The organism is Deltaproteobacteria bacterium (assembly GCA_003194485.1).
GTDB lineage: Bacteria > Desulfobacterota > Dissulfuribacteria > Dissulfuribacterales > UBA3076 > UBA3076.
On sequence record PQXD01000023.1, the window covers coordinates 1 to 22,637 of the forward strand.

Annotated in this window: 22 protein-coding genes and 2 tRNA genes; 20 read left to right on the forward strand and 4 right to left on the reverse strand. The window is 50.1% G+C overall.

What is annotated here, in order from left to right; genetic code table 11:
• Positions 1–351: 351 nt before the first annotated feature.
• From C4B57_10440 to C4B57_10475, 8 genes are all read left to right on the forward strand, one after another.
• Positions 352–564: a hypothetical protein gene (locus C4B57_10440; GenBank protein PXF52844.1), complete on the forward strand. Its 213-nt coding sequence runs from the start codon at positions 352–354 to the stop codon at positions 562–564.
• A gap of 36 nt (positions 565–600) precedes the next feature.
• Complete coding sequence (locus C4B57_10445) at positions 601–906, forward strand: hypothetical protein (protein PXF52845.1); 306 nt, start codon at positions 601–603, stop codon at positions 904–906.
• Between the two features lie 12 nt (positions 907–918).
• Entirely contained in the window at positions 919–1,233 is a 315-nt protein-coding gene (locus tag C4B57_10450; GenBank protein PXF52846.1) for a hypothetical protein, read from the forward strand.
• 540 nt (positions 1,234–1,773) lie between these two features.
• Positions 1,774–2,400: a hypothetical protein gene (locus tag C4B57_10455; protein ID PXF52847.1), complete on the forward strand. Its 627-nt coding sequence runs from the start codon at positions 1,774–1,776 to the stop codon at positions 2,398–2,400.
• A 52-nt stretch (positions 2,401–2,452) separates the two neighbouring features.
• The gene (locus tag C4B57_10460; protein ID PXF52865.1) at positions 2,453–4,201 is read left to right on the forward strand and encodes a V-type ATP synthase subunit A; all 1,749 of its coding nucleotides are present in this window, start codon (positions 2,453–2,455) and stop codon (positions 4,199–4,201) included.
• A 143-nt stretch (positions 4,202–4,344) separates the two neighbouring features.
• Entirely contained in the window at positions 4,345–5,760 is a 1,416-nt protein-coding gene (locus tag C4B57_10465; protein PXF52848.1) for a V-type ATP synthase subunit B, read from the forward strand.
• A gap of 17 nt (positions 5,761–5,777) precedes the next feature.
• Positions 5,778–6,461: a hypothetical protein gene (locus tag C4B57_10470; GenBank protein PXF52849.1), complete on the forward strand. Its 684-nt coding sequence runs from the start codon at positions 5,778–5,780 to the stop codon at positions 6,459–6,461.
• Positions 6,398–6,910 carry a hypothetical protein gene (locus C4B57_10475; GenBank protein ID PXF52850.1) on the forward strand — a complete coding sequence of 171 codons (513 nt, stop codon included), beginning with the start codon at positions 6,398–6,400 and terminating at the stop codon, positions 6,908–6,910. The genes C4B57_10470 and C4B57_10475 overlap by 64 nt, the downstream gene beginning before the upstream one ends.
• Before the next feature lie 349 nt (positions 6,911–7,259).
• Here C4B57_10475 and C4B57_10480 read toward each other — a convergent pair whose 3' ends face one another.
• A complete protein-coding gene (locus tag C4B57_10480) occupies positions 7,260–7,601 on the reverse strand; it encodes a CGGC domain-containing protein (GenBank protein PXF52851.1) in 342 nt (113 codons plus the stop codon).
• A 442-nt stretch (positions 7,602–8,043) separates the two neighbouring features.
• Between C4B57_10480 and C4B57_10485 the strand changes: the two genes are divergently transcribed.
• Together C4B57_10485 and C4B57_10490 are read left to right on the forward strand one after the other, a co-directional pair.
• Positions 8,044–10,122: a chloride channel protein gene (locus tag C4B57_10485; protein PXF52852.1), complete on the forward strand. Its 2,079-nt coding sequence runs from the start codon at positions 8,044–8,046 to the stop codon at positions 10,120–10,122.
• A gap of 126 nt (positions 10,123–10,248) precedes the next feature.
• A tRNA-Phe gene (locus C4B57_10490) sits at positions 10,249–10,324 on the forward strand.
• A 38-nt stretch (positions 10,325–10,362) separates the two neighbouring features.
• Here the strand turns inward: C4B57_10490 and C4B57_10495 are convergent.
• Complete coding sequence (locus tag C4B57_10495; GenBank protein PXF52853.1) at positions 10,363–11,064, reverse strand: leucyl/phenylalanyl-tRNA--protein transferase; 702 nt, start codon at positions 11,062–11,064, stop codon at positions 10,363–10,365.
• Positions 11,065–11,571: 507 nt separating this feature from the next.
• On the opposite strand from C4B57_10495, the gene C4B57_10500 reads away from it, so the two are divergent.
• Genes C4B57_10500 through C4B57_10515 form a run of 4 tightly spaced genes read left to right on the forward strand, consistent with a single transcriptional unit; the run spans position 11,572 to position 15,504 of the window.
• Positions 11,572–11,886 carry a hypothetical protein gene (locus C4B57_10500; protein ID PXF52854.1) on the forward strand — a complete coding sequence of 105 codons (315 nt, stop codon included), beginning with the start codon at positions 11,572–11,574 and terminating at the stop codon, positions 11,884–11,886.
• 41 nt (positions 11,887–11,927) lie between these two features.
• Positions 11,928–12,968, forward strand: coding sequence for a heat-inducible transcription repressor HrcA (gene hrcA / locus C4B57_10505; protein ID PXF52855.1), 1,041 nt, complete (start codon positions 11,928–11,930; stop codon positions 12,966–12,968).
• A gap of 2 nt (positions 12,969–12,970) precedes the next feature.
• Positions 12,971–13,540 carry a nucleotide exchange factor GrpE gene (gene grpE / locus C4B57_10510; protein PXF52856.1) on the forward strand — a complete coding sequence of 190 codons (570 nt, stop codon included), beginning with the start codon at positions 12,971–12,973 and terminating at the stop codon, positions 13,538–13,540.
• A 41-nt stretch (positions 13,541–13,581) separates the two neighbouring features.
• The gene (locus C4B57_10515) at positions 13,582–15,504 is read left to right on the forward strand and encodes a molecular chaperone DnaK (protein ID PXF52857.1); all 1,923 of its coding nucleotides are present in this window, start codon (positions 13,582–13,584) and stop codon (positions 15,502–15,504) included.
• Between the two features lie 26 nt (positions 15,505–15,530).
• On the opposite strand, the gene C4B57_10520 is transcribed toward C4B57_10515, so the two are convergent.
• Positions 15,531–16,181, reverse strand: coding sequence for a serine/threonine protein phosphatase (locus C4B57_10520; GenBank protein ID PXF52858.1), 651 nt, complete (start codon positions 16,179–16,181; stop codon positions 15,531–15,533).
• Positions 16,182–16,367: 186 nt separating this feature from the next.
• Between C4B57_10520 and C4B57_10525 the strand changes: the two genes are divergently transcribed.
• The 4 genes from C4B57_10525 (at position 16,368) to C4B57_10540 (ending at position 18,922) form a co-directional block, all read left to right on the forward strand.
• A complete protein-coding gene (locus C4B57_10525; protein PXF52859.1) occupies positions 16,368–16,658 on the forward strand; it encodes a hypothetical protein in 291 nt (96 codons plus the stop codon).
• A gap of 391 nt (positions 16,659–17,049) precedes the next feature.
• A complete protein-coding gene (locus C4B57_10530; protein PXF52860.1) occupies positions 17,050–17,529 on the forward strand; it encodes a hypothetical protein in 480 nt (159 codons plus the stop codon).
• A 55-nt stretch (positions 17,530–17,584) separates the two neighbouring features.
• Positions 17,585–18,793, forward strand: a complete 1,209-nt coding sequence (coaBC, locus tag C4B57_10535) for a bifunctional phosphopantothenoylcysteine decarboxylase/phosphopantothenate--cysteine ligase CoaBC (protein PXF52861.1) — start codon at positions 17,585–17,587, stop codon at positions 18,791–18,793.
• 41 nt (positions 18,794–18,834) lie between these two features.
• Positions 18,835–18,922: transfer RNA gene (locus C4B57_10540), tRNA-Leu, on the forward strand.
• Positions 18,923–19,148: 226 nt separating this feature from the next.
• Here the strand turns inward: C4B57_10540 and C4B57_10545 are convergent.
• Positions 19,149–19,364 carry a hypothetical protein gene (locus C4B57_10545; protein PXF52862.1) on the reverse strand — a complete coding sequence of 72 codons (216 nt, stop codon included), beginning with the start codon at positions 19,362–19,364 and terminating at the stop codon, positions 19,149–19,151.
• A 762-nt stretch (positions 19,365–20,126) separates the two neighbouring features.
• Here C4B57_10545 and C4B57_10550 point away from each other — a divergent pair.
• Both C4B57_10550 and C4B57_10555 read left to right on the forward strand, forming a co-directional pair.
• On the forward strand, positions 20,127–21,785 hold the full coding sequence (locus C4B57_10550) for a pilus assembly protein PilF (GenBank protein PXF52863.1): 1,659 nt from the start codon (positions 20,127–20,129) through the stop codon (positions 21,783–21,785).
• A gap of 42 nt (positions 21,786–21,827) precedes the next feature.
• A partial coding sequence (locus C4B57_10555) for a hypothetical protein (protein ID PXF52864.1) occupies positions 21,828–22,637 on the forward strand: 810 nt, incomplete at its 3' end.

Sequence of the window (22,637 nt, forward strand, 5' to 3'; positions counted from 1 at the left end):
TAGAAAAATTGAGGAGTTGACTCAAAAAATGGTTGCTCTATGAAAGAATCTTCAGACCAATGGCAGTAATTGTATGGCAAGCAGCCTACCCGGTGCTTGCTGCCTGTATCTTATATGAAATATCCAGAGGTAATGATTATACCGCAAAAAGTCCTGAAATATGATTCCGCTCAAAAAGCCCGGGACCTGCCTGTTGACATCCATTGCGACACGATGGTTGTTTTTGTATGATTGAAAACGGTATTAGCTTGAAGGATTAAATCGTCAGTCCTTCCTTCGGCAACCTTGGCAACCGCGTAATCCGGGTTTATAGATATCATCCCAAAGAGGGTGGCAGGAAGTAAATATCCGGTGAACCCGTTATATCCTGCCTTGAAGCGGTTACCTTTTTCCGGGTTTCAAAGCTCACTCATCGCGGACCGGAGAGGCAGTGCAATCCGGCCCGCGATCGAAACCCTGCAAAAGGCAGACCGCTCCTGCGGCAGGGCACGGATGGCAACTTCCACAGCGGACCGCGGGTTCACCGGATATTTACGGCAGGAAGTCAGGTTTTTCCCCAAATAGTCTATAATTTTCTATCAACAGGAGAAAAAAGGAGTTATGAATGACAAATTAGGCATTTTGGTCAGTTCAGACAGATACATCGACCACTTGATCGGCATCACCAAGGCAGCGCACAGGGCGGGAAAAGAAGTGATCATTTTCCTTACCAGCCGGGGCGTACTTCTGACTAAAAACAAGAAGTTTGTCGAACTGGAGGGAATCTGCAGGATAAGCCTTTGCAGCTTGTGCTTTGAACTTTTCAGGCTTGCCAAGCCGGTACCGGTTGTCAAAGACAAGGACTTCGGCACCCAGATGCGGAACGTAGAGCTAATGAAGGAATCTGATCGTTATATCGTTCTATAGGCGAAACAGACCATGAATATTGAAAAAGTAGCTTTCATTGTTAACGAAACCGAGAACTGCTGGCAGGCCCTGCGCAGTGCCTTCGGATGTATGGTGGATAATCTCTGGTGCGGTGTCTTTTTCGTTGGGTGCAACATAGAAATACACTACTCCCAATTATCAGAGGAGGAGTTCAGGGAGCACCTGGAGAGCTTTGCAGTGGACTTCGAAGCGGAGATCTACACTAACGTCAAGGCCGATGCCGACAAATATGATCATGTTAAATACCTTTCACTGGAAGACATGATCCCCAAGATCAGGACTTACCAGCTAATCGTGCCTTTTTAGGAATAGCAAAATGAAGCAGTTGCATATTTTTAAGAGCAAGCCCGCGGATTACACCAGGTTTCTTGCTGAAAAACTGGCAGAAGACCGTGAGCCGACATGGTTCAACCTTTATGAGGATACGGATTACGACAAACTGGTCGAACTGATATTCGAAAACGATGAAGTAATAAGCTGGTGGTAATCCGCCGTTCCTGGATCGGCAGACAAAGAAGGGACACTTGGATCTTTACGAAAGCAGTTGCCGGTCTCGCGCACGAAAAGTGCCACAGGGTCCTGAGTGCAGCTCCTGGATTGTAAATATCCGGTGAACCCGTGGTCCGCTGTGGAAGTTGCCATCCGTGCCCTGCCGCAGGAGCGGTTTGCCTTTTGCGGGGTTTTGGGCAGCGGGCCGGATTGCACTGCCTCCCCGGTCCGCGATGAGCGAGCTTTGAAACCCGGAAAAAGGTAACCGCTCCAAGGCAGGATATAATGGGTTTACCGGATATTTATCCTGGATTAGGATACATCATAGGAAACCAGAGGTAGAAAAGGAGAAACGTCGTGCCGCTGCCTGACCAGATATCGTTGCTATGCAGGGCAATCAGTGAAAAGGGGCAGAAAGAGGCCGGAGAGATCCTCTCCGGGGCCAGGGAACAGGCAGATCATATCTTGCAGAAAGCCAGGGAGAACAGGCAGAGGAATCTCGAAGAGCGTATCTCCCAGGAGCGCCGATCCGCATATCAGCGCGCCCATCAGGTCGTCAGTGCTGCGGAGTTGAAGGCCGGACAACAGGTGATGGCCGCGAAACAGGCACTCCTGAAAGAGGTGTTCGAAGAGGCGGAAAAGAGGCTTTCAGCCCTCCGGGACGAACCGGAATATCCCGATATATTAAAGTTTCTTGCAATTCAAGCTGTTTCAAGTCTTCCCGAAGGGCATTGCTGGATACAGGCGAGGAAAAACGATCAAGGTCTGTTCTCTCAAGACATGCTTATAGATATATCAAAGGAGACGGGACAAGCTGCGGAACTCCTCCCTGAGCCGGCGGACATCAGCGGGGGATGCCTTGTCTTCAGTGCCGATAAAAAAATCCTTGCCGATTTTTCATTCGGCACCCTGCTTAAAAGAGCAGAGCCCAGACTCAAGGAGCTAATGGCAACAGAATTTCTGAAAGGTAAGGCCGGTGAGTAAAAAAAGACCGGCATCAGGCACGGAATCCGCGATACAGCAACCCCTTGTCACCATGATCAGCGGCCCTGTAGTGCAGGTCCGTCCTGCTCACAGGTTTTCAATGAACGAGATGGTGGAGGTCAGTGACGAACGGCTGGTAGGTGAAGTCATTGATCTTGATGGAAATATTGCTACTGTCCAGGTCTATGAAGACACAACCGGCCTGCGGCCCGGGGCAGATGTATTTGCCAAGGGCCTACCCCTATATGTGGAACTCGGACCAGGACTTATAGGTGAGATTTTTGACGGGGTCCAGCGTCCCCTTGAGGTACTTCGAGGGAAATGGGGGGACTTTATACGCAGGGGAAAGACCGGAACCGCCCTTCCAAGGGACAGGATATGGCAATTTACCCCGTCTCTGAGGCCTGGTGTCACGGTCTCACCAGGCGAAATCCTGGGTGAAGTGCCGGAATCACGGCTCATTATACATCGAATTATGGTGCCCCCCTGGGTCCAGGGGACCCTGGAACATATCGTACCCAAGGGAGACTATACCCTTGATGATGTCATCGCAGTAATCCGGTCCCCCTCTGATAAGATTCATGAACTCAAGCTGTTCCACAGGTGGCCGGTAAGAAAAATCCGCCCGTACCAGGAGCGGCTGGTACCTTTTGAGCCACTCATAACCGGGCAGAGGGTAATAGATACCTTCTTTCCCCTGGCAAGGGGTGGCACTGCAGGCATACCAGGAGGCTTTGGGACCGGGAAGACCGTCACCCAGCACCAACTCTCCAAATGGGCGGATGCAGACATCATAGTCTATATCGGCTGCGGAGAGCGGGGAAATGAGATGACAGGGGTCCTTGTGGACCTGCCTAAACTGCTGGACCCGCGGACCCAGCATCCCCTCATAGAACGGACCATTCTCATTGCCAACACTTCGGATATGCCTGTAGCCGCCAGGGAAGCCAGCATCTACACCGGAGTCACCATAGCAGAATATTATCGTGATATGGGCTATGACGTTGCCCTCATGGCAGACTCCACCTCAAGGTGGGCCGAAGCCCTGAGAGAGATATCCGGCCGGCTGGAGGAGATGCCTGCCGAGGAAGGCTTTCCTGCCTATCTGGCAAGCAGGCTTGCCGCGTTCTATGAACGTGCGGGACAGGTGGTGTCTTTAGCGGACAAAAAAGGCTCAGTGACCCTCATAGGTGCGGTTTCACCTCCGGGTGGAGATTTCTCTGAACCTGTAACCATGCACACCAAGCGCTTTGTCCAGTGCTTCTGGGCCCTTGATAAAGAACTTGCAAGCGCCAGGTATTTTCCTGCCATAAACTACCTTCAGAGCTATTCCGCCTATGTCTCAATGGTAGAGCCGTGGTGGGCTGAGAAGGTGGGCAGCACCTGGAAGTCCCTCAGGGAAAAGACGATCAACATCCTCCAGGAGGACTCAAGGCTGCAAAATATCGTGAAATTACTGGGAGAAGAGGCCCTGCCCGATGATCAGAAAAGGATTATCGAGGGAGCAAGGCTCATAAAGAACGACTTCCTGCAACAGAGTGCCTTTGATCCGGTGGATACCTATGCCGGCCCGGAAAAGCAGTTCCTCCTGCTCGATGTCATATTATACTTCATTGAACGCCTGGCCGATGTGGTAAAAGCCAGGGTGCCTCTGTTCAGGGCAACGGAGCTTCCGGTAGTAATTGAGATCCACAGGCTGAAGTTTACCCGGCAGGGTGATGACCCGGGCCCATTCATATCCATCAAGGAACGAATAGACAATGAGATCAACGCCCTTCTCCACAGGCAGGATATGGGCTGAGCGGTTCAACGTTCACGGTTCCCGGTTGAGCCCTGCCTGGCTGTGTTAGGCATAGGTAGAAATATGGAAACAGGTAACCGTTTACGGGGTTACAGCGCCCGTTTTACCGCAACCCGCCGAGCTGTAAGCGACAGGATCGTGCTATGAAAGGTGCCTTGGAATACATAGGCCTTGACAGGATAAGCGGCCCCCTGGTGGTGATAAGCGGCGTTAAAGGTGTCGGTTTTGGTGAGCTTGCAGAGATAGTCCCTTCGGATGGCCCTCTTCGCCAGGGCAGGATACTCTCTATAAGCGAAGATGTTGCTGTGGTGGAGGTCTTTGAAGGGACCTCAGGCCTTGTCCAGCCTGCCACCAGAGTGCGTTTCCTTGGGAGGCCCTTTGAGATAATCGTATCAAGGGAGGAGGTGCTGGGACGGATTTTTGACGGCCTGGGCCGGCCCCTTGATGGCGGGCCGGTCCCATTAGGGGGGGAGAGACGGAACATAAACGGCCTGCCCATAAACCCGGTGGCGCGGGCCTACCCACAGGACTTCATACAGACAGGTATATCCGCCATAGACGGTATGAATACCTTAGTGAGGGGCCAGAAACTGCCCATCTTTTCCGGAAGCGGGTTGCCGCACAATGACCTTGCGTCCCAGATTGTCAGGCAGGCAAGGCTCCTCACCGGGGATGAAGGATTCGCGGTGATTTTCGGTGCCATGGGGGTACGCCATGACGAGGCAGAGACCTTTCGCCGGAGCTTTGAGGAAAGCGGGGTCCTTAAGAATGTGGCCATGTTCCTGAACCTGGCGGATGACCCGACGGTTGAACGGCTCATAACTCCCAGGATCGCCCTCACTGTTGCGGAATATCTGGCCTTTGAAGAGGGAATGCATGTCCTGGTGATCCTGACTGACATGACAAATTACTGCGAGGCCCTGAGGGAAGTGGCCACTTCCAAGGGAGAGGTCCCGAGCCGCAAGGGCTATCCAGGATACCTTTACAGTGATCTTGCCTCCATCTATGAGAGGGCCGGACGCATAATCGACAGGCAGGGCTCTATTACTCAGATAGCCATTCTTACCATGCCGGACGATGACATCACTCACCCTATCCCCGATCTGACAGGGTATATCACCGAAGGCCAGATAGTTCTCGATCGTTCTCTGGCCCAGAGAGGCATCTATCCCCCGATAAATGTATTGCCGTCTCTTTCCAGGCTTATGAGCGATGGAATCGGTAAAGGAAGAACCAGGGAGGATCATGGAAATCTCGCAAGCCAGCTCTATGCTGCCTATGCCCGTGCGCGGCAGGTACAGCGACTTGCATCCATCATAGGAGAAGAGGATCTTTCTGCAACTGACAAACTCTATCACACTTTTGCAAGGGAATTCCATGGGCGTTTTCTGCGGCAAGGAACAGACGAAAACCGCACCATTACTCAGACACTGGACATTGGTTGGGAGCTGGCGATGCTTCTTCCTGAGCAGGAACTCACCCGGGTGAGGCCGGAAGAAATCGATCAATACGGCAGGAAAAGAACTCCAAGTGCTGATAAAATTCTTTCAGCCGGATAAGGATCCGGAGTATAGCCATGGAACATATCCAAGTGCCCGCAACTAAAAGTAATCTCATTCACCTTAAAGAAGAGTTGGCCTTTGCACAGGAAGGGCTTGAGCTCCTGGACCAGAAGAAGGAGATCCTTACCAATCGGATAGGCTTGCTGGCATCAAAGGCGGATCAGGTGCGCAAGGAAGTAAATCAACGCCTTCTCAGGGCCTACACCTTTCTTAGAGAAGCCCTTTTGGAATACGGCGAATCCTCTGTCCAGGCCGCAGGGCTTGGAGTAAGAAGCGGGGAGAGTGTCGTGCTGAGGGAACGAAGTCTTATGGGAGTACTGCTTCCCCTGGTCCGAATAAACCTTCCATCACACAAGCCGGGCTACGGGCTCTATGGAACAGGCAAGTCCATGGACGCCGCATCCGAGTCCGTGCACAGAGCCATGGAGGTTGTGTCAGAGCTGGCAGAGCTGGAGGTAGGCATTGAGCGCCTTATGGCAGAGCTGAAAAAGACGCTTAAGCGTATAAATGCCCTGGCCCATATATATGTCCCGACTTACCTGGCAACAATCAAGGCCATGGAAGAGACCCTTGAGGAGAAAGAGCGGGAAGCGCTTTTTCAGCTTAAACATGTGAGAAAGAAATCCCGGGGAATATGGCCAGGGACAATAAAAGGCTATCGCAACCCGCAACCCGAAAAGGAAACACGCAGACAGTGAAGGAAGATAACAGGTTATTTGCCAGGATATTGATCCCTGTCGATGGCTCAAAATTCAGCCTGAAGGCAGTGAGACTTGCCAGGCGGCTGGCAGAAATCCAGGGTTCCGAGTTACTCTTGCTCCATGTGTTGGATGTAGAAGTGATCGAGCAGTTGTGCAGACTCAGCAACAAGTCCAATGATGAAGTCAGGGCTGACATGGAAGGAAGTGCCAGGGCCTTCCTGGAGGATATGTCCCTGGAGGTAAGCCGGCAGAACATTCCTGTCTCTATGGTCCTCAAGGTGGGAACCCCCCACGAGGTAGTTCTTGATGAGGCAGTCAGATGGGGTGCTGATCTCATTGTTATGGGAAAGCTGGGAAAAAGAGGTGTAAGCAGGATCCTGCTTGGAAGCGTTGCCGAACGCGTGATCGAATTTACCAACCTCCCTGTATTGCTGGCTATTGCCTGAGTCCAGGTAAATATTCAATGAACGTAAATATCCGGTGAACCCGTGGTCCCACGTGACCATCCGCGCCCTGCCGCAGGAGCGGTTTAGCGAATATTTAAATCCAGATTATACATGATTCCGCCTCATGGTCTCGGGGAATCCGGCCTCTTGTAACCTGGTCAGGACTTCATCCCTGCTGAGGTCTTATCAGTCGGCATCCGAGAGCACCTTCCCGGCAACCTCCCTGTCCCTGAAGACAAACCTCTTGTCACGGAGGCCGGAAACCTCGCAGATCTTTGCAGCCATTTGGGCCCTTTCTTGCACTTGGGCCTGATAGAATGCCGGTGTCAGGGGCAACTCCTTTTTTCATTTAGTCATAGGCGTGTGTGCCCAGGACACACTTTACACCGAACTTCTTCTCAACTATCTTTTTAAACTCGTCAAAGTCATGATTCTTGCACATGGGTATGGCCTTGATCATACAGTTACTGAGGTGCACGGCGTCAATCTGGACGTTCTTTTTGACCATCCCTATATTGGATATCGTGGCCCTTCCAGGGCACTTGCAGCGCAGAAAACCGACCAGCACCGGGTTGTCGTATTGGGCAAATTCCCCGTTCTTTTCCGCCACTGCCTTGATACACTTGTATTCACCTGGGCATCCGTAACCCTGATCCATGTATGCACTGCAACCTATAAGTAAAATATTCATTTATTCCCCCCTTTACTCAAGAAAAAATCCTAAACCGGACTCCAAATACCAAAAACAAATGCCCCTGACACGGCACGGCTCGGAGACTTGAATTTCATTATACCTGTCTGATTAAAAACATTCCAGTCTTATGCTCATTTTACTTTGAAAATCCCCTCATCTCAGTCACCCCAAGAAACACCCCTGCCGTAAATGGCTACATAGATCATAGGCGTTTTCCGGAAAGGTAGTTGACAGGCAGGGAAGAACCTATACTATTTTCCGGGCATAAAACTCCAAAATGAGCTTGTAATATGGAGACAATAAGGCGGCAGAGAGTTTTTTTTAGTTGCACTACGAGAAAACGGGAAATCAAAGCTTGTGAAGGAGAACTCCAGAGATTAATAGTGAACAGAAAGGCGATTCCTGTCAGCTCCATACCTGCAGGATTTAACCAGCCCGCATGCCAAGACGCCATATTACAAATCTTTTAGATCGATTGGTTCCCAGCGGAGAGCTGGTCCTGATGGTAATGGCTGCCGTGGTTGGGGCCGGGACCGGGCTCGCTGCCGTATTCTTTATCCGGCTTATAGCCCTCATAGAGCACTTTTCTTACACTGAGGCCATGGTTCTTTGTCCTTCTCTGGGACGTCTGTGGCTCATCGTCATCCCTGTATTGGGTGCACTTATCGGCGGTCCGATCATTGCCTACTTTGCCACGGAGGCCAAAGGGCACGGCGTGCCCGAAGTGATGAAGGCCCTGATATTGCGAGGCGGCCGTATACGGCCGAGGGTTGCCATAGCAAAGATTTTCGCCTCGGCCCTCTGTATCGGCTCGGGCGGTTCGGCCGGCAGGGAAGGCCCTATTGTCCAGGTAGGTTCTGCCCTGGGGTCCACTGTAGGACAGTGGCTGCATCTCTCGGACGAACGCATCAAGAACCTGGTGGCCTGTGGAGCGGCTGCAGGCATTGCGGCTACATTCAACGCGCCTATTGCAGGGGTGGCATTTTCCTCAGAATTGTTGATGAGCGAACACCAGGTGGCCATGCTTGGTAATGTAGTAATTGCGTCCGTATCATCCAGCATTATCAGCCGGATTTTTCTCGGTGCCAATCCGGCCTTTGAGGTGCCCAGCTATGTCATGCACTCGCCGTGGGAGATCCTGTTATATGCTGTGCTGGGCCTTCTCGCCGCGTTTGTCGGTATCATGTTCATCAGGATGCTCGACGCCTTTGAGGAACTGTTTGATCACTGGAAATTTCCCCAGGCCTTAAAGCCGGCTGTAGGGGCATTGCTTCTGGGTATTCTGGCCTTTTCCTATCCTTATCTGTCCGGTGTCATGCATGTTTCTGCTCAAGAATTCCGGCTTGGGCTGCCCTTGATTGAAAACCTGCCTCACGTTTACGGTTCAGGATTTCCGTTCATGAAAGATGCCCTGCAGGGCAAGGCAACATTATGGCTTTTCGTTGTATTGATTTTCCTTAAGCCCCTGGCAACCTCATTCACTTTGGGCTCCGGCAACTCAGGCGGTATCTTTGCACCATCCCTGTTCACTGGAGCTGTTCTTGGCGGGGCCTATGGATATGTTGCCGGTATGCTCTTTCCGAATATAGCCGTAGAGGTCGGGGCCTATGCACTTGTAGGAATGGCCGCGGTCTTTGCCGCAGCAGCAAGGGCCCCGCTCACCTCCATACTCATAGTCTTTGAAATGAGCGGGGACTATCACCTGATCCTGCCCCTTATGACCGCGAGTATAATTGGATCAAGCCTCACGCAATGGCTGCATCCTGATTCCATCTATACCTTAAAGCTGACCAAGAGAGGAATTCGTTTCGACCAGGGAAGAGACCTTGATGTCATGCAAGGGGTCATGGTTGAAGAAGTCATGAATCAGGCACCCATCACTGTCCACAAGGACCAGTCCCTGGCAGAGCTCTTTGCCATCTTTCAGGAGACCCATCTTTATGGTTTTCCTGTCATGGAAAATGACGAAGACCTCTATGGCATAGTCACCCTGCAGGATATGGAAAGGGCGCTTGAGCGGGAGGGCGTCATGATACGGGACCTCAAGGTGCGTGACGTGGCCACGCCTGATCCTGTTACGGTCTTTCCGGATGAACCCATCTGGTCCGCCATACGAAAGATGGGGCCAAGGCATCTTGCGAGGCTTCCCGTGGTCTCGCGTCACGCTGAAAAAAAATTGCTTGGGCTTATCAGCCGAAGCGATATCCTGCGGGCCTATGATGTGGGCCTGTTGAAGAAGCAACAGGCCCAATACGCCCGGGAACGTATGACGCTTCGTAAAGTCTCAGGAATTGAATTCATCGAGGTCCTGGTAAAACCCGGTTGTCCCTGTGCGGGTAAGAAGCTGGCCGAGATCAATTTGCCACAGAGTGCTACCGTGATTTCCATTGAGCGTGGCGGCAATGTGCTTATTCCTGGTGGAAGCACTGAAATTCTGCCTGAGGACCGGCTCACAATCTTCTGTCAGACAGATCTGGTTCAGGAGGTACGCATGAAATTCTCGAATGATATCTTGTGATGTTCGGCAAGGATTATCCCGTTATTATGTCAGGTTCCGTGAGTGACCCCTGAATGTCTGCCGGGTCTGGGTCGATGCCGAGGTTGACAAAGCCAAACAGGTTCATCATAATGATCTGGAAATTTTGCCGAGATAGCTCAGTCGGTAGAGCAGTGGACTGAAAATCCACGTGTCGATGGTTCGATTCCGTCTCTCGGCACCACCGGAAATTAAAGGGTTAACTCAAATCGGGTTAACCCTTTACATTTCCGGGCAAAAACTTCTCCACTTGCCAGTTGGAGCCTTGCTTGGGGAATCAATCAACTTTTTAAGCCTTTCCAGGAAAGAAGACCTTGGTATTTCCTTTGCACCAAATCTCAAGAGGTGCCAAGTAGTGACCTGGCAATCAATCATGGCAAAATCCCATTCAGATAGTTGGCGTACAAGGGTCACAAATGCTACTTTTGAGGCATCTGAGATCCTGGTAAACATTGATTCGCCAAAAAATACCCTGCCCATCACTATCCTGTAAAGTCCGCCAACGAGTCGATCTCCTTGCCAGGTCTCTATGGAATGGGCCTTTTCCAGACAGTGAAGTTCAGTGTATGCCTCGATCATTTCCGGTGTAAGCCAGGTCCCCTCGCCTTTTTTCGTTCTGGTCTCCGAGCAAGCCCTTATTACTTCCTTAAAGGCGCGATCAAAAGTGACTTGAAGGCGTTTCTGGCGGATGATCCGTTCAAGGCGTCTGGGTACATGGAGGTTCGGGAGCTCTAAAATCAACCTCGGATCCGGGGACCACCAAAATATAGGTTCCCCGGGGCTATACCAGGGGAATATCCCCTGGCGGTATGCGATAATCAGCCTCCGGGTACTCAGGTCTCCGCCGATAGCCAAGAGCCCGTCTCCTCTGGCAAGTTCGGCAGGCGGAAAGACCAGGTCCCCGGTTAATAGGAATACAGGCATAACTCGAGCGGCTCCCCGGATAATATAAAAAGCCCGGGGATATCTGTACATAATCTATTATCCCAAATTATGCAGCAGCCAATTTTACCAAATCTGTTTTGTTGTCAGGCACTTGAAGTACAAAAGTACGTCTGCGTGCCTTCCGCCTCGCATCTTTGGCAAACTTGGCTGCTGCATAATTTGGGATTATGACTATTGAGTTAATTGGATGATTACCCAATAATCCGTTACAATCAGCATATGATGCGGAGCTAACTCAATAGTCATATAATCTATACCATGCCTGAGCCCGTATTTTCAATAACAGCATGACATCACGGAGAAAAAATTTATTAAGGCAAATTATTGAATATTTCAGTACAGTACTCTGGTTGACACAACCTTTTGCCAGAATTAGTTTCTTCTGGCATGTAAATATTCGGTGAACCCGTTATATCCTGCCTTGAAGCGGTTACCTTTTTCCGGGTTTCAAAGCTCACTCATCGCAGACCGGAGAGGCAGTGCAATTTGGCCCGCGATCGAAACCCTGCAAAAGGCAAACCGCTCCTGCGGCAGGGCACGGATGGCAACCGTTCACGGGAAGGGGATATTTCTTTGAACAGTTTAACGGAAGCCCCCGTAGTTTTCTCGGCTTTTGCTGTGGGGGAAACCCCGGCTCCTGAGCGCAGCGAAGGAGAACGGGGAGGGGGCAGGACATCCCCCATGTCAAAAGCCTTAAGAAAACAAGGGGCTGAAGTGTTAAGTGAAAAGAAATATCCCCTGCCAGTGAACGGTCTGCACAGTGGACCAAGGGTTCACCGGATATTTACTCTGGCATTATAAAGTATCAAGTACTAACGAGGCTTGCGAGAAAAGTCACACTTATGAATACAAAGCAAATTGACCTGTCTGAACGAAAAAACGAGATATTAAAGACAATCGTTCACGCTTATATAAATGGTGCAAAACCGGTGGGATCCAAAACCGTTGCCGATAAGGCCGGGCTTGGATTGAGTCCTGCTACCATCCGTAATGCCATGGCCGACCTTGAAGATATCGGCCTGCTATTCCAGCCCCATTCGTCAGCAGGACGTCTTCCAACCGAGAGAGGTCTGCGTTATTATGTGGACTTCCTCTTGGAGAAGGAGGATTTGTCTTGGGGTGATCAGGTAGCCATAGAAAAGGGTTTGATGTTCAGATCTGCTGATTTGGCGGCAACCCTCAAGCGTGCTGTTCAACTATTGGCATCTTTTTCAGGGCACGTGGCAGTATTGAGTGCTCCCCGGCTTACATGCGATTACCTGATACACCTCGAATTCTTACGAATCCGGCCGGGCGTGATACTGGTCATCAGTGTATCTGACACCGGCATGGTGCAAAATCGACTTGTCCAGACCGATTATGACATCCAGGAAGAGACGCTGGAGCAAATTTCTCAGTATCTCAGCAAAAGGCTTGTCCATATGTGCCTGGAAGAACTTAGGTCTGTGATTATAGAAGAATTAAAAGAAGAAAGGAGGGTCTTCAGCCTCCTCTTGGAAGATCTTCTTGATCAGATGAAGGGGACAGCCGGGCAGGGAGAGGTCTTTATCGACGGCAGACTTAATCTCCTTGATAAACCGGAGTTTTCGAACGTCTCCCGCATCAGGGCGATTCTTCAGACACTTGAAGAGAAGAAGGCCCTTTTGACCCTTTTGGACAAATGTTTGGACTCAAGAGGAGTACAAATATTTATAGGGTCTGAAGGGCTTGGAAATGAGATGCCGGGCTGCGGCCTGGTGTTGGCTCCCTATGCTGGCAGTAGCAGTGGTAATCCTCTGGGGAGCCTGGGTGTTGTTGGCCCGATTCGTATGAACTATGCCCGTGTAGTGTCCCTGGTTGAATATACCGCCCAGGTCTTGGGCGAAAAGTTTAAGGAGTCTTGATCATGGACAACAAGGACATGGAAAAAAGGCATAAAACTGAGGAGGAAGAAATCGAGAGCGCAGGCCGCGATGAACGTGACCTGGCCCAAGAATTGGCGGACAGAGAGGCAGAACTTGATCAATGTCAGGAAAAGGTGCTGCGCCTGGCCGCTGATCTGGAAAATTTCAAGAAGAGGATGGAGCGGGAAAAATCGGAGTACATGAAGTATGCATTGGAATCCTTTGCCAAAGAACTGCTGCCTTTTCTTGACAACCTGGAACGGGCCGTGGCCTCAGCCAGGGATTCACGGGACATCGACAAGCTGATCGAGGGGCTTGAGCTTACCTTGTCAGGCTATCTAAAGACCCTGGAACGTTTCGGCCTCAAGGTCTTTACCGCAGAAGGACATAAGTTTGATCCAAATATGCATGAGGCCCTTACCGTGCAAGAGCATGAGGGAGTGGAAGAAAACACGGTAATAAAGGAACTCTTAAAAGGCTATACGCTTCATGAAAGGATTTTGAGGCCTGCCCTTGTGGTAGTATCAAAAAATCCAAGAGAAGGAAGTGGACAAGAAGAAACTAGTGCTTAGTTTTAGGAAAAATTGAAGTTTTTTACAGGGAGGTTTTCAATATGGGAAAAGTAATAGGCATAGACTTAGGGACCACCAACTCCTGTGTAGCCATTATGGAGGGAGGTGATCCCAAGGTCCTGAATAATGCCGAGGGTGGTCGCACCACACCTTCGGTAGTAGCCTTTACAGATAAAGGTGAACGGTTGGTGGGAATGCTGGCCAAGAGACAGGCGGTTACCAATGCGGAAAATACGGTCTTTGCGGTCAAGAGGCTTATCGGCAGAAAATTCAGTGATGCGGAAGTCCAGAAGACCAGAGATATAGCCCCTTTTAAGATCGTCCAGAGTTCAAGCGGGGATGCGTATATAGAAATAGGGGGCAAGCAGTACAGCCCTGCTGAGATTTCAGCCATGGTCCTTGGCAAGATGAAGCAGACCGCTGAAGATTATCTTGGCGAGAAAGTAACCGATGCAGTAATTACCGTGCCGGCCTACTTCAACGACAGCCAGCGGCAGTCCACCAAAGATGCAGGCAGGATTGCAGGATTAAATGTCCTGCGCATCATCAACGAACCTACTGCAGCAGCCCTGGCCTATGGCCTGGATAAGAAATCGGAAGAGAAGATCGCGGTATTCGACTTGGGTGGGGGCACTTTTGACATCTCAATACTGGAGATCGGGGAAGGTGTATTCGAGGTAAAATCCACTAACGGAGACACGTTTCTTGGAGGCGAGGACTTTGACCTCCGTATTGTCGATTGGCTGGCAGATGAATTCAAGAAGGAGCATGGCCTGGATCTCAGGCAGGACCGGATGGCCCTTCAGCGCCTGAAAGAAGCGGCTGAAAAGGCCAAATGCGAGCTTTCAAGCACCCTCGAAACCGAGATTAACCTGCCTTTCATTACTGCTGACGCCAGCGGTCCGAAACACCTGGTCATGAAACTCAGCAGGGCCAAGTTTGAAGCCATGGTAGAAGATCTGGTCGACCGCGTTGAGGGCCCGTGTCAGACGGCCCTCAAAGACGCAGGCCTCACCCCTGCAGATATAAACGAAGTCATACTGGTCGGCGGCATGACCCGTATGCCCAAGGTCCAGGAAAAGGTCACAAAGATATTTGCCAAAGAGCCTAATAAAGGTGTGAATCCGGATGAAGTCGTGGCAATAGGGGCGGCTATACAGGGAGCGGTTTTAAAAGGCGAGGTCAAGGACGTGTTGCTCCTGGATGTCACCCCCTTGTCCCTTGGCATTGAGACCCTGGGACAGGTCATGACCAAGCTGATTGAGAAAAATACCACCATTCCGACCCGGAAGAGCCAGATCTTTACCACCGCCGCTGATAACCAGAATGCTGTAACTATTCACGTGCTTCAGGGCGAGCGTGAGATGGTATATGGTAACAAGACCATCGGACGGTTCGAGCTGGTTGGAATCCCGCCGGCCCCCCGTGGAGTGCCCCAGATAGAGGTCACTTTTGATATAGATGCTAATGGTATCCTGAATGTGTCGGCAAAGGATATGGCAACCGGCAAGGAGCAGTCAATCAGGATCCAGGCCTCCAGCGGTCTCAGCGAGGAGGAGATTCAGAAGATGATGAAGGACGCGGAACTCCACGCTGAGGAAGATAAGAAGCAAAGAGAAACGGCGGAGGTCCGGAATCAGGCCGACACCTTGATTTACAGTACGGAAAAGAGCCTCCAGGAGCTTGGAGACAAGGTAGATTCCGCCACCAAAGACCAGATCAACGATAAAATAAAAGACCTCAGAAAGGCCATGGAGGGCTCAGACGTACAGGCGATTAAAAAGGCCCAGGATGAGCTCATGCAGGCTTCTCACAAGCTTGCTGAAATGATGTACCAGCAGGCTGCAAGTGGCGCCCAGGCGGGCGGCGGGGCTGAGGACACATCCGGCAAAGGTGAAGGAGGCGGCGGCAAGGGTGGAGGAGATGAAGACGTGGTAGATGCTGACTTCGAAGAGGTGAAGTAAGGACTTCCTCCGTTTTTGGACGGAAACTAATTCAGACGCGCAATATAACTCCCGTCATCCTGACGGCTGAATTCTATCCAGCCCGGGTCTTTCAGTATTCCAGGATTGAGTATTAGGGTGTGCCCGATCCGATCTTTCCCTCTGGATTCATGTATGTGACCTGTAAGGCAAAAGTCAGGTTGTTTTTCTTCAATGAATTTCCTGATAGCTGTGCTGCCGACATGGACCCCGCTGCCTATCAGGTCGGTAGCAGTGTTGAAAGGGGGAGTGTGGGATACCAGGACCTTGATCGGTGCCTGAGTCACATATTGGTATGCCCTGTTGACTATGTCTCCGAGTTCTTCTTCGGAAAACTCGGTTGGTGTATTGAAGGGAGTGAGATTGGATCCTCCTACACCGAATATTCCCAACTCGCCCACGACAAGCCCCTTGCCATGTATATTGATGCCAAGCTCATCCAGATAGTCCCCGACTGATGCCTTATCCATATTACCCGGGACAGCATATATCTTAGGATTAATGCGCCGGATAACATTCAGCACGGTAGAGGCCTCCTTTTTCCCTCCAAAATTGGTAAAATCCCCTGTAATTATCACCAGGTCCGCCTTTGAGAGCCCGGTGATATTCTCAACGCCTGCATACTCCATATGGATGTCTCCAAAGGCTATGATGTACATTCTGTCTCCTCCTGATTAACAGATGGCGGCATTCTCAAGCGGTTTGATCACAAATTATCCCAAATACAATAAGCCATTTTTTACCGACGGGCAATACCGCCGGATATTCGTTACGGAAACGGCAATTCCAGCCAAAGGCCTGGGATTACGAAAGGCTTTTATTGATACCGGAGAGATCAGAGTTGTTTGAAGATTTTTAAAATAACAGGTAAAATAAAAAACAGGGTTTTTTCTTTATGGAACTATAGGACCATCAGGCCATTGGTGACCTGCATTCAAAACATGCTTTTGCCGGCTCATTCACCGTGTCTTGTTGAGGCTGTCTGGCCCGGAGAGGTCTTCTTGAGTAAATATCCGGTGAACCCGTGGTCCGCTGTGGAAGTTGCCATCCGTGCCCTGCCGCAGGAGCGGTTTGCCTTTTGCAGGGTTTTGGGTAGCGGGCCGGATTGCACTGCCTCTCCGGTCTGCGATGAGTGAGCTTTGAAACCCGGAAAAAGGTAACCGCTTCAAGGCAGGATATAACGGGTTCACCGGATATTTACCTTCTTGAAGAAGTAATATTTGAAAAATATGACTATTGAGTTAGCTCCGCATCATATGCTAATTGTAACGGATTATTGGATGATTATCCCTTGGAGTGACTTGCGGAAGTCCCGCAGTTTTCCTGGCTTTTGCAGTATGGGAAACCCTGGCTCCGGAGCGCAGCGGAGGAGAGCAGGGAGGGTCCCATGCTGCAAAAGCCTCAGAAAACAAGGGATGAGAGCATTGGAGGGACAAGGGATGATTATCCAATAATCAAAGACTATATATCGAAGCGGAGCTAACTCAATAGTCATATTGAAAAATAAAAAATATAGGAGAATGTAAAATGTGCTTTCACAAAAAATTATCCCCTGTTTTTTTCATTATCACTTTTATTATCTATCCCCTGTTTTTTTCGCTGGCCTCGTGTGCTCAGATGGGTTCGACGCCAGAGGAGTCCTCGACGGAATTCCCTCAAAGTGCCCCGGGTTCTGCAGCCGTCAGTGTGACTTATGAGTTTCCGGACCTTCCTATACCAATAGAACTTGAGAAAGTGGAGGACAGTACGATAATGATTAAGACCTCAGGCTTTCAGGGCGGAATATTGGTATTCAAGGGCAGGGTAACCATGATCTCGCTGGTGAAGTCTTTCACAAAATCCATGCCTGAACATGGCTGGGTGCTGGATGGTACACTGAACGCAAAGCGGAGCTTCCTTGCATTCTCCAAAGGACGTAACGCCTATTGTCTTATACAGATATATGAAGGACGAATGGGCCTTAAGACCAAAGTCCAGGTATGGATAAGCGAACCACTTACCAAATGATAACGTGAAATCGATCCCCGGCCCAGGAATTCAATCTGAGAAGGCTCCTCCTTATATGCCGTTGGAGGGGAAGACCGTCCTTCTTGGAATAACCGGAGGGATTGCCGCATATAAGGCCGCTGATTATTCAAAGAAAATCAGGGCATTAGGCGCACGGGTAATACCGGTCATGACCGGGCATGCAACCGAGTTTGTATCGCCCATTACTTTCGCGGCCCTTACAAGCGAGAAAGTATACACGGATCTCTTTTGCGTGGAGGGTGCTGAGACCATTCCTCATATAGAGCTTGCCAGATCCGCCGACCTTTTTCTGGTATTGCCCGCCACTGCAAATATACTTGGTAAAGCGGCAAACGGCCTGGCTGATGATTTCCTTTCCACGTTACTTCTGGCATTTTCCGGCCCGGTACTTTTTTCTCCTTCAATGAATCCGGCCATGTATGCGCATCCGGCAACCCAGGCAAACATAGAACGTCTTAAGGAACTGGGCTACAAAGTAATAGAGCCGGAGACAGGGGAAACGGCCTGCGGCGACCGGGGCAGGGGCAGACTGGCAGAGTGGCCTGCGGTAATGGAGACCATACTTAAGGCAATAACTCCGCAGACCCTGAGAGGAATGAACGTACTGGTATCTGCCGGGCCTACCAGGGAATATCTGGATCCTGTCCGTTATATCTCTAATCGCTCCTCAGGAGTCATGGGTTATGCTATGGCCAGGGTTGCCTTCAGGCGCGGTGCGAGAGTGACCCTTGTAAGCGGTCCTGTCTCCATCCCACCTCCTCCGGGGATTAAACTCTATCCTGTGGAAAATGCGGGTGAAATGAAAGACATAATAGTCAAGCTTTCGCATGATGCCCATATAATAGTCATGACTGCCGCAGTAGCGGACTACGCCCCTGCCGTTAAAGCCGACCGGAAGATCAAGAAAGATGCCGCTGAGCTGCATCTGGATCTTGTACGGACAACTGATATCTTGTCGCGGTTGGCAAAGAGTCGCAGGGGCGGACAGATAATTGTAGGCTTTTGTGCGGAAACCCGGGATCTTAAGGCGCAGGCCCTAACAAAAATAAGACGCAAGGGAGCGGATTTACTTATTGCCAATGATGTGTCCCAGCCTGATGCCGGCTTTGATTCATCAAATAACAGAGTCCTGATTGTCTCTGCAGATGGGGAAGTTGATGCCCTGCCCCTCTTGCACAAGGAAGAGGTCGGGGAGAAGGTTTGGGATAGAATTCAGGATTTACTTCCACGGGATGCTTTCTGATTGACACTACAGCTTGGTTTTGGTATCAGGAAAAGGACCGTGCCGGAGTGGTGGAACTGGTAGACGCGCTGGACTCAAAATCCCGTGGGCCTTGCGCCCGTGCGAGTTCGATTCTCGCCTCCGGCACCAGAATTTTTAAAAAAGTATAGCTACCGCCACGATTTCCTGAAAATACGGGATTGCTTTGTCCCTCGTTCCTCAATCCCCGCGATGACAGCGGGCACACCTCATAAGCACTGAGTTGTTTTTGCTTGGGAAGGACTGAAAAAAAGATGAACATCGAACATCGAACGTTCAACATCGAACGTTGAATGGGACGGGCGGTTCACGCTCAGAGGGCATATTGTTTTCCTTGTCAGATCACCTCAGATTGAAGAAGTCTGATGCAAAAAACATCAAAAATCCAGCGGGCTTTTCGCCCTTTGCCGTCATGGATGGTTAAGACTCCTGCACAAAACTTGCCCTCTGTGCATCGGGGAAATCGTATTTCTTGCAGAAGTCCAGATAATAGCGCAACCATTTCTTGTATAACCCGTGCATTTTTTCCGGAACCGCTGTATTCCGCAGACATTCCTCAAACTGTGCCTGCAATGCTGGAGGGATACTAAGCATATCAGTTCTCCATATCGTGATAACTTTACAAATATTGTATGGTATACAGAAGGTCAACCCCAGATACCAAAAATGGCTTGTCAAATTTTCCCCCCTTATATACACTGTAAATAAAGTGGGTTGGGAGATCTGTACCCAACAATCGGTTCTAAAATTAGAGAGACCGCTTCCGTTTGCAGGTATAAAGATTTTCTCAAGCTGAGGAATTATCCAGAATCATAGAATCACTTGTTGTTGCCGGACGCTCCGCGCCCGGCAACAATCGCCGCGTATTACCATCCGCTGGGTGCTCGGCGCTCCGCGCCTCACAACCAGCGGCTGCAGCAGACGATCCCGTCGGCAAACAAGTTTACCTCCGGTCTCGCTCCTGATCCGCGGCGATTGAATCTGTAGAATAAGTCATTTTATGGTATTTTTATGAAATCCGGAGTCAATTATATCAAGCAGTTAAGTGGACTGTAATTGGGTTTTACCAGCGTTTTAGGACTTTTCCTACAGACTCGTTAGCGCACTGCCCAGAGGTGTGGGTTTCATCAGAACATCAGCCGTCAAATAGAAAGACACACAATGAGGCAGAATGAAGAATCCTTCGAAGCCAGCAAGGTGATGGCTTATGAAACTCAAAGAAAGATACCGCCGTCTGAGCCTATGGAATAAAGTAGCTTTCTGGGGCTCGATCGCATCCATCATAGCGATTCCGATAGGAGTTGTCTTGTCATGGATGAGCCCGGTTGATGAAATTAAGAACGACACAGCAAGAATCGTACAATTGCTCGAGGAAGAGTTTCGGAGACAACTTGGGGTTAAAGATTCACAAATCGCTTTTCTACACCAACAATTGGAGGCGTTTCAGAGATCCGAAAAGCCTTCCCTCAGAGCACGTGAATTAGCCGCAAAAATTCCACCAACTGCTGATCCGTACGCGCTGGCGTTGAAAGCAATCGCAGAAAGGCGCTTTGACGATGCTAGGAAGAACCTCACAACAGCACAAAAGATCAAAGAAGTTGAGTTGTCAAGGATCTATGAGGCTAGAGGACAGACAGAATTTTTTGCAGGGCTCTATACTGAGGCTATCAACTGGTTTCAGAAAGCATTAGCTTTCCGCCCAGATGACGCGAACCTTTTAAACCAAACTGGTGCGGCTTTTTATCTCGCTGGGCGATACGCTGAGGCTGAGTCCCTCTACCAGCGCTCACTTGATATCCGTGAAGAAGCGATGGGAAAAGAGCATCCCGATGTGGCTATCAGCCTAAATGATTTGGCTGTGCTCCGGCAAGCCCAAGGAAAGTACGCTGTTGCCGAGCCCCTCTACCAGCGCTCACTTGATATCCGGGAAAAGGCCTTTGGAAAAGAGCACACGGATGTGACTTTAAGCCTCAGCAATCTTGCATCGCTCTATCGCGATCAGGGTAAATACACAGAGGCTGGAGTTCTCTACCGCCGCTCTCTTGAGATCCGGGAAAAGGTTCTTGGGAAGGAACACTTGGATGTGGCCAGCAGTCTCAACAATCTCGCAGGAATTTATGATACCCAGGGAAAATATGCTAAGGCCGAACCCCTCTACAATCGCTCTCTTGAAATCATAGAAAAAACCCTTGGAAAAGAACACCCAAATGTAGCAACCGTCCTCAACAACTTGGCTGGAATCTGCCATTCGCAGGGCAGATATGCGGAGGCCGAGGATCTCTACTTGCGCTCTCTTGAAATCCGGAAAAAGACTCTTGGAAATGAGCACCCTGATGTGGCCCAAAGCCTCAACAATTTGGCAGGGATTTACCATGTGCAGGGCCAATACTCTAAAGCCGAATCCCTCTACAAGCGTTCCCTCGCGATTTGGGAAAAAATTGTTGGGAAAGAACACCCGAATGTTGCGAATTGCCTCAACAACTTATCAGGGCTATACCGAACCCAGGGAAAATATTCTGATGCAGAACCCCTCTGCCGGCGTTCACTTGAGATCCGCCAAAGAATCCTTGGGAAAAACCACCCTGATGTAGCAATCAGCCTAAACAACTTAGCGGGATTGTACTATGCCCAGGGCAAATATGCCGAGGCCGAACCCCTTTACCAGAGCTCTCTGGAGATTTTGGAAAAGATCTATGGAAAAGAGCACCCGATTGTAGCCCAAATCATTAACAATTTTGGCAGTATTCGCTATGCTCAAGGAAAATATGGTGAGGCCGAGGTCCTCTACCACCGTTCCCTTGAGATCCGAGAAAAAATCTTTGGAAAAGCGCACCCAATTGTTGCCGAAAGCCTCAGCAACCTTGCAGCGCTCTACCGCGCTCAGGGAAAAAGCGAAAAGGCAGAAGAGTTTGATCGCCTTTCCCTCGATATTAGGAAAAAGAGGCTCTTCGGCGTTTCCTGTGGATTTGAATGATGTAAGATTCAAATCCACAGGAAACAAGAGGAGGGTTCTGATATGAACGAATTCGATGTGATAGCGTTGGGACTGGGCATCAAGCCACCTTGGAAGATAGTCGGTCAGATTCTTGATACAAATGTGGAGCCTCATCAATTAAAGATAAGGATCAAGGCCGACAGAGGTGCTGAATTTCCATGTCCTGTTTGTGGACGCATGTGTAAGGCCCACGATTTTCAGGAAAAGACATGGCGGCATTTGAACTTCTTCCAGCACCACTGCTATATCACAGCATCGGTTCCAAGGACCAACTGTCCAGAGCATGGGGTAAAGATGGTGAAAGTGCCATGGGCTCGCAAGGGTACCAGATTCACTATGTTATTCGAGCAGGCTGCCATGGTTTTGGTTCGTGAGATGCCGATAGCAGCGGCATCCAGGATTATAGGGATAGACGACAAGGCATTGTGGAGGATTGTTTTTCACTACGTGAACAAGGCCATGTCGAGATTGGATCTCGGCCAGGTACAAGGCATAGGGATAGATGAGACAGCATCTGGAAGAGGGCACCGCTATGTGACGATATTTATAGACCTTGACCGCGCTAAAAGACCGGTTCTCTTTGTGACAGAGGGGAAGGGAAAGGAGACCATAGAGGCCTTCAAGGATTATCTGGAAAGCCATAAGGGCAAAGCTTCAAATATTGCCAGAGTAGTGTGCGACATGTCCAAGGCTTTCATCTCAGGCTGGATATTTCATATAAGCGCAGGCGAATTTTGTGACGCAGCACAGGAGGCTCTTTTGAGCCTTCAGAGGCAAGCTGTGATCGTCTTTTCTCAAGCTATGGGTAAAAATACCACCATAGCCAGGATT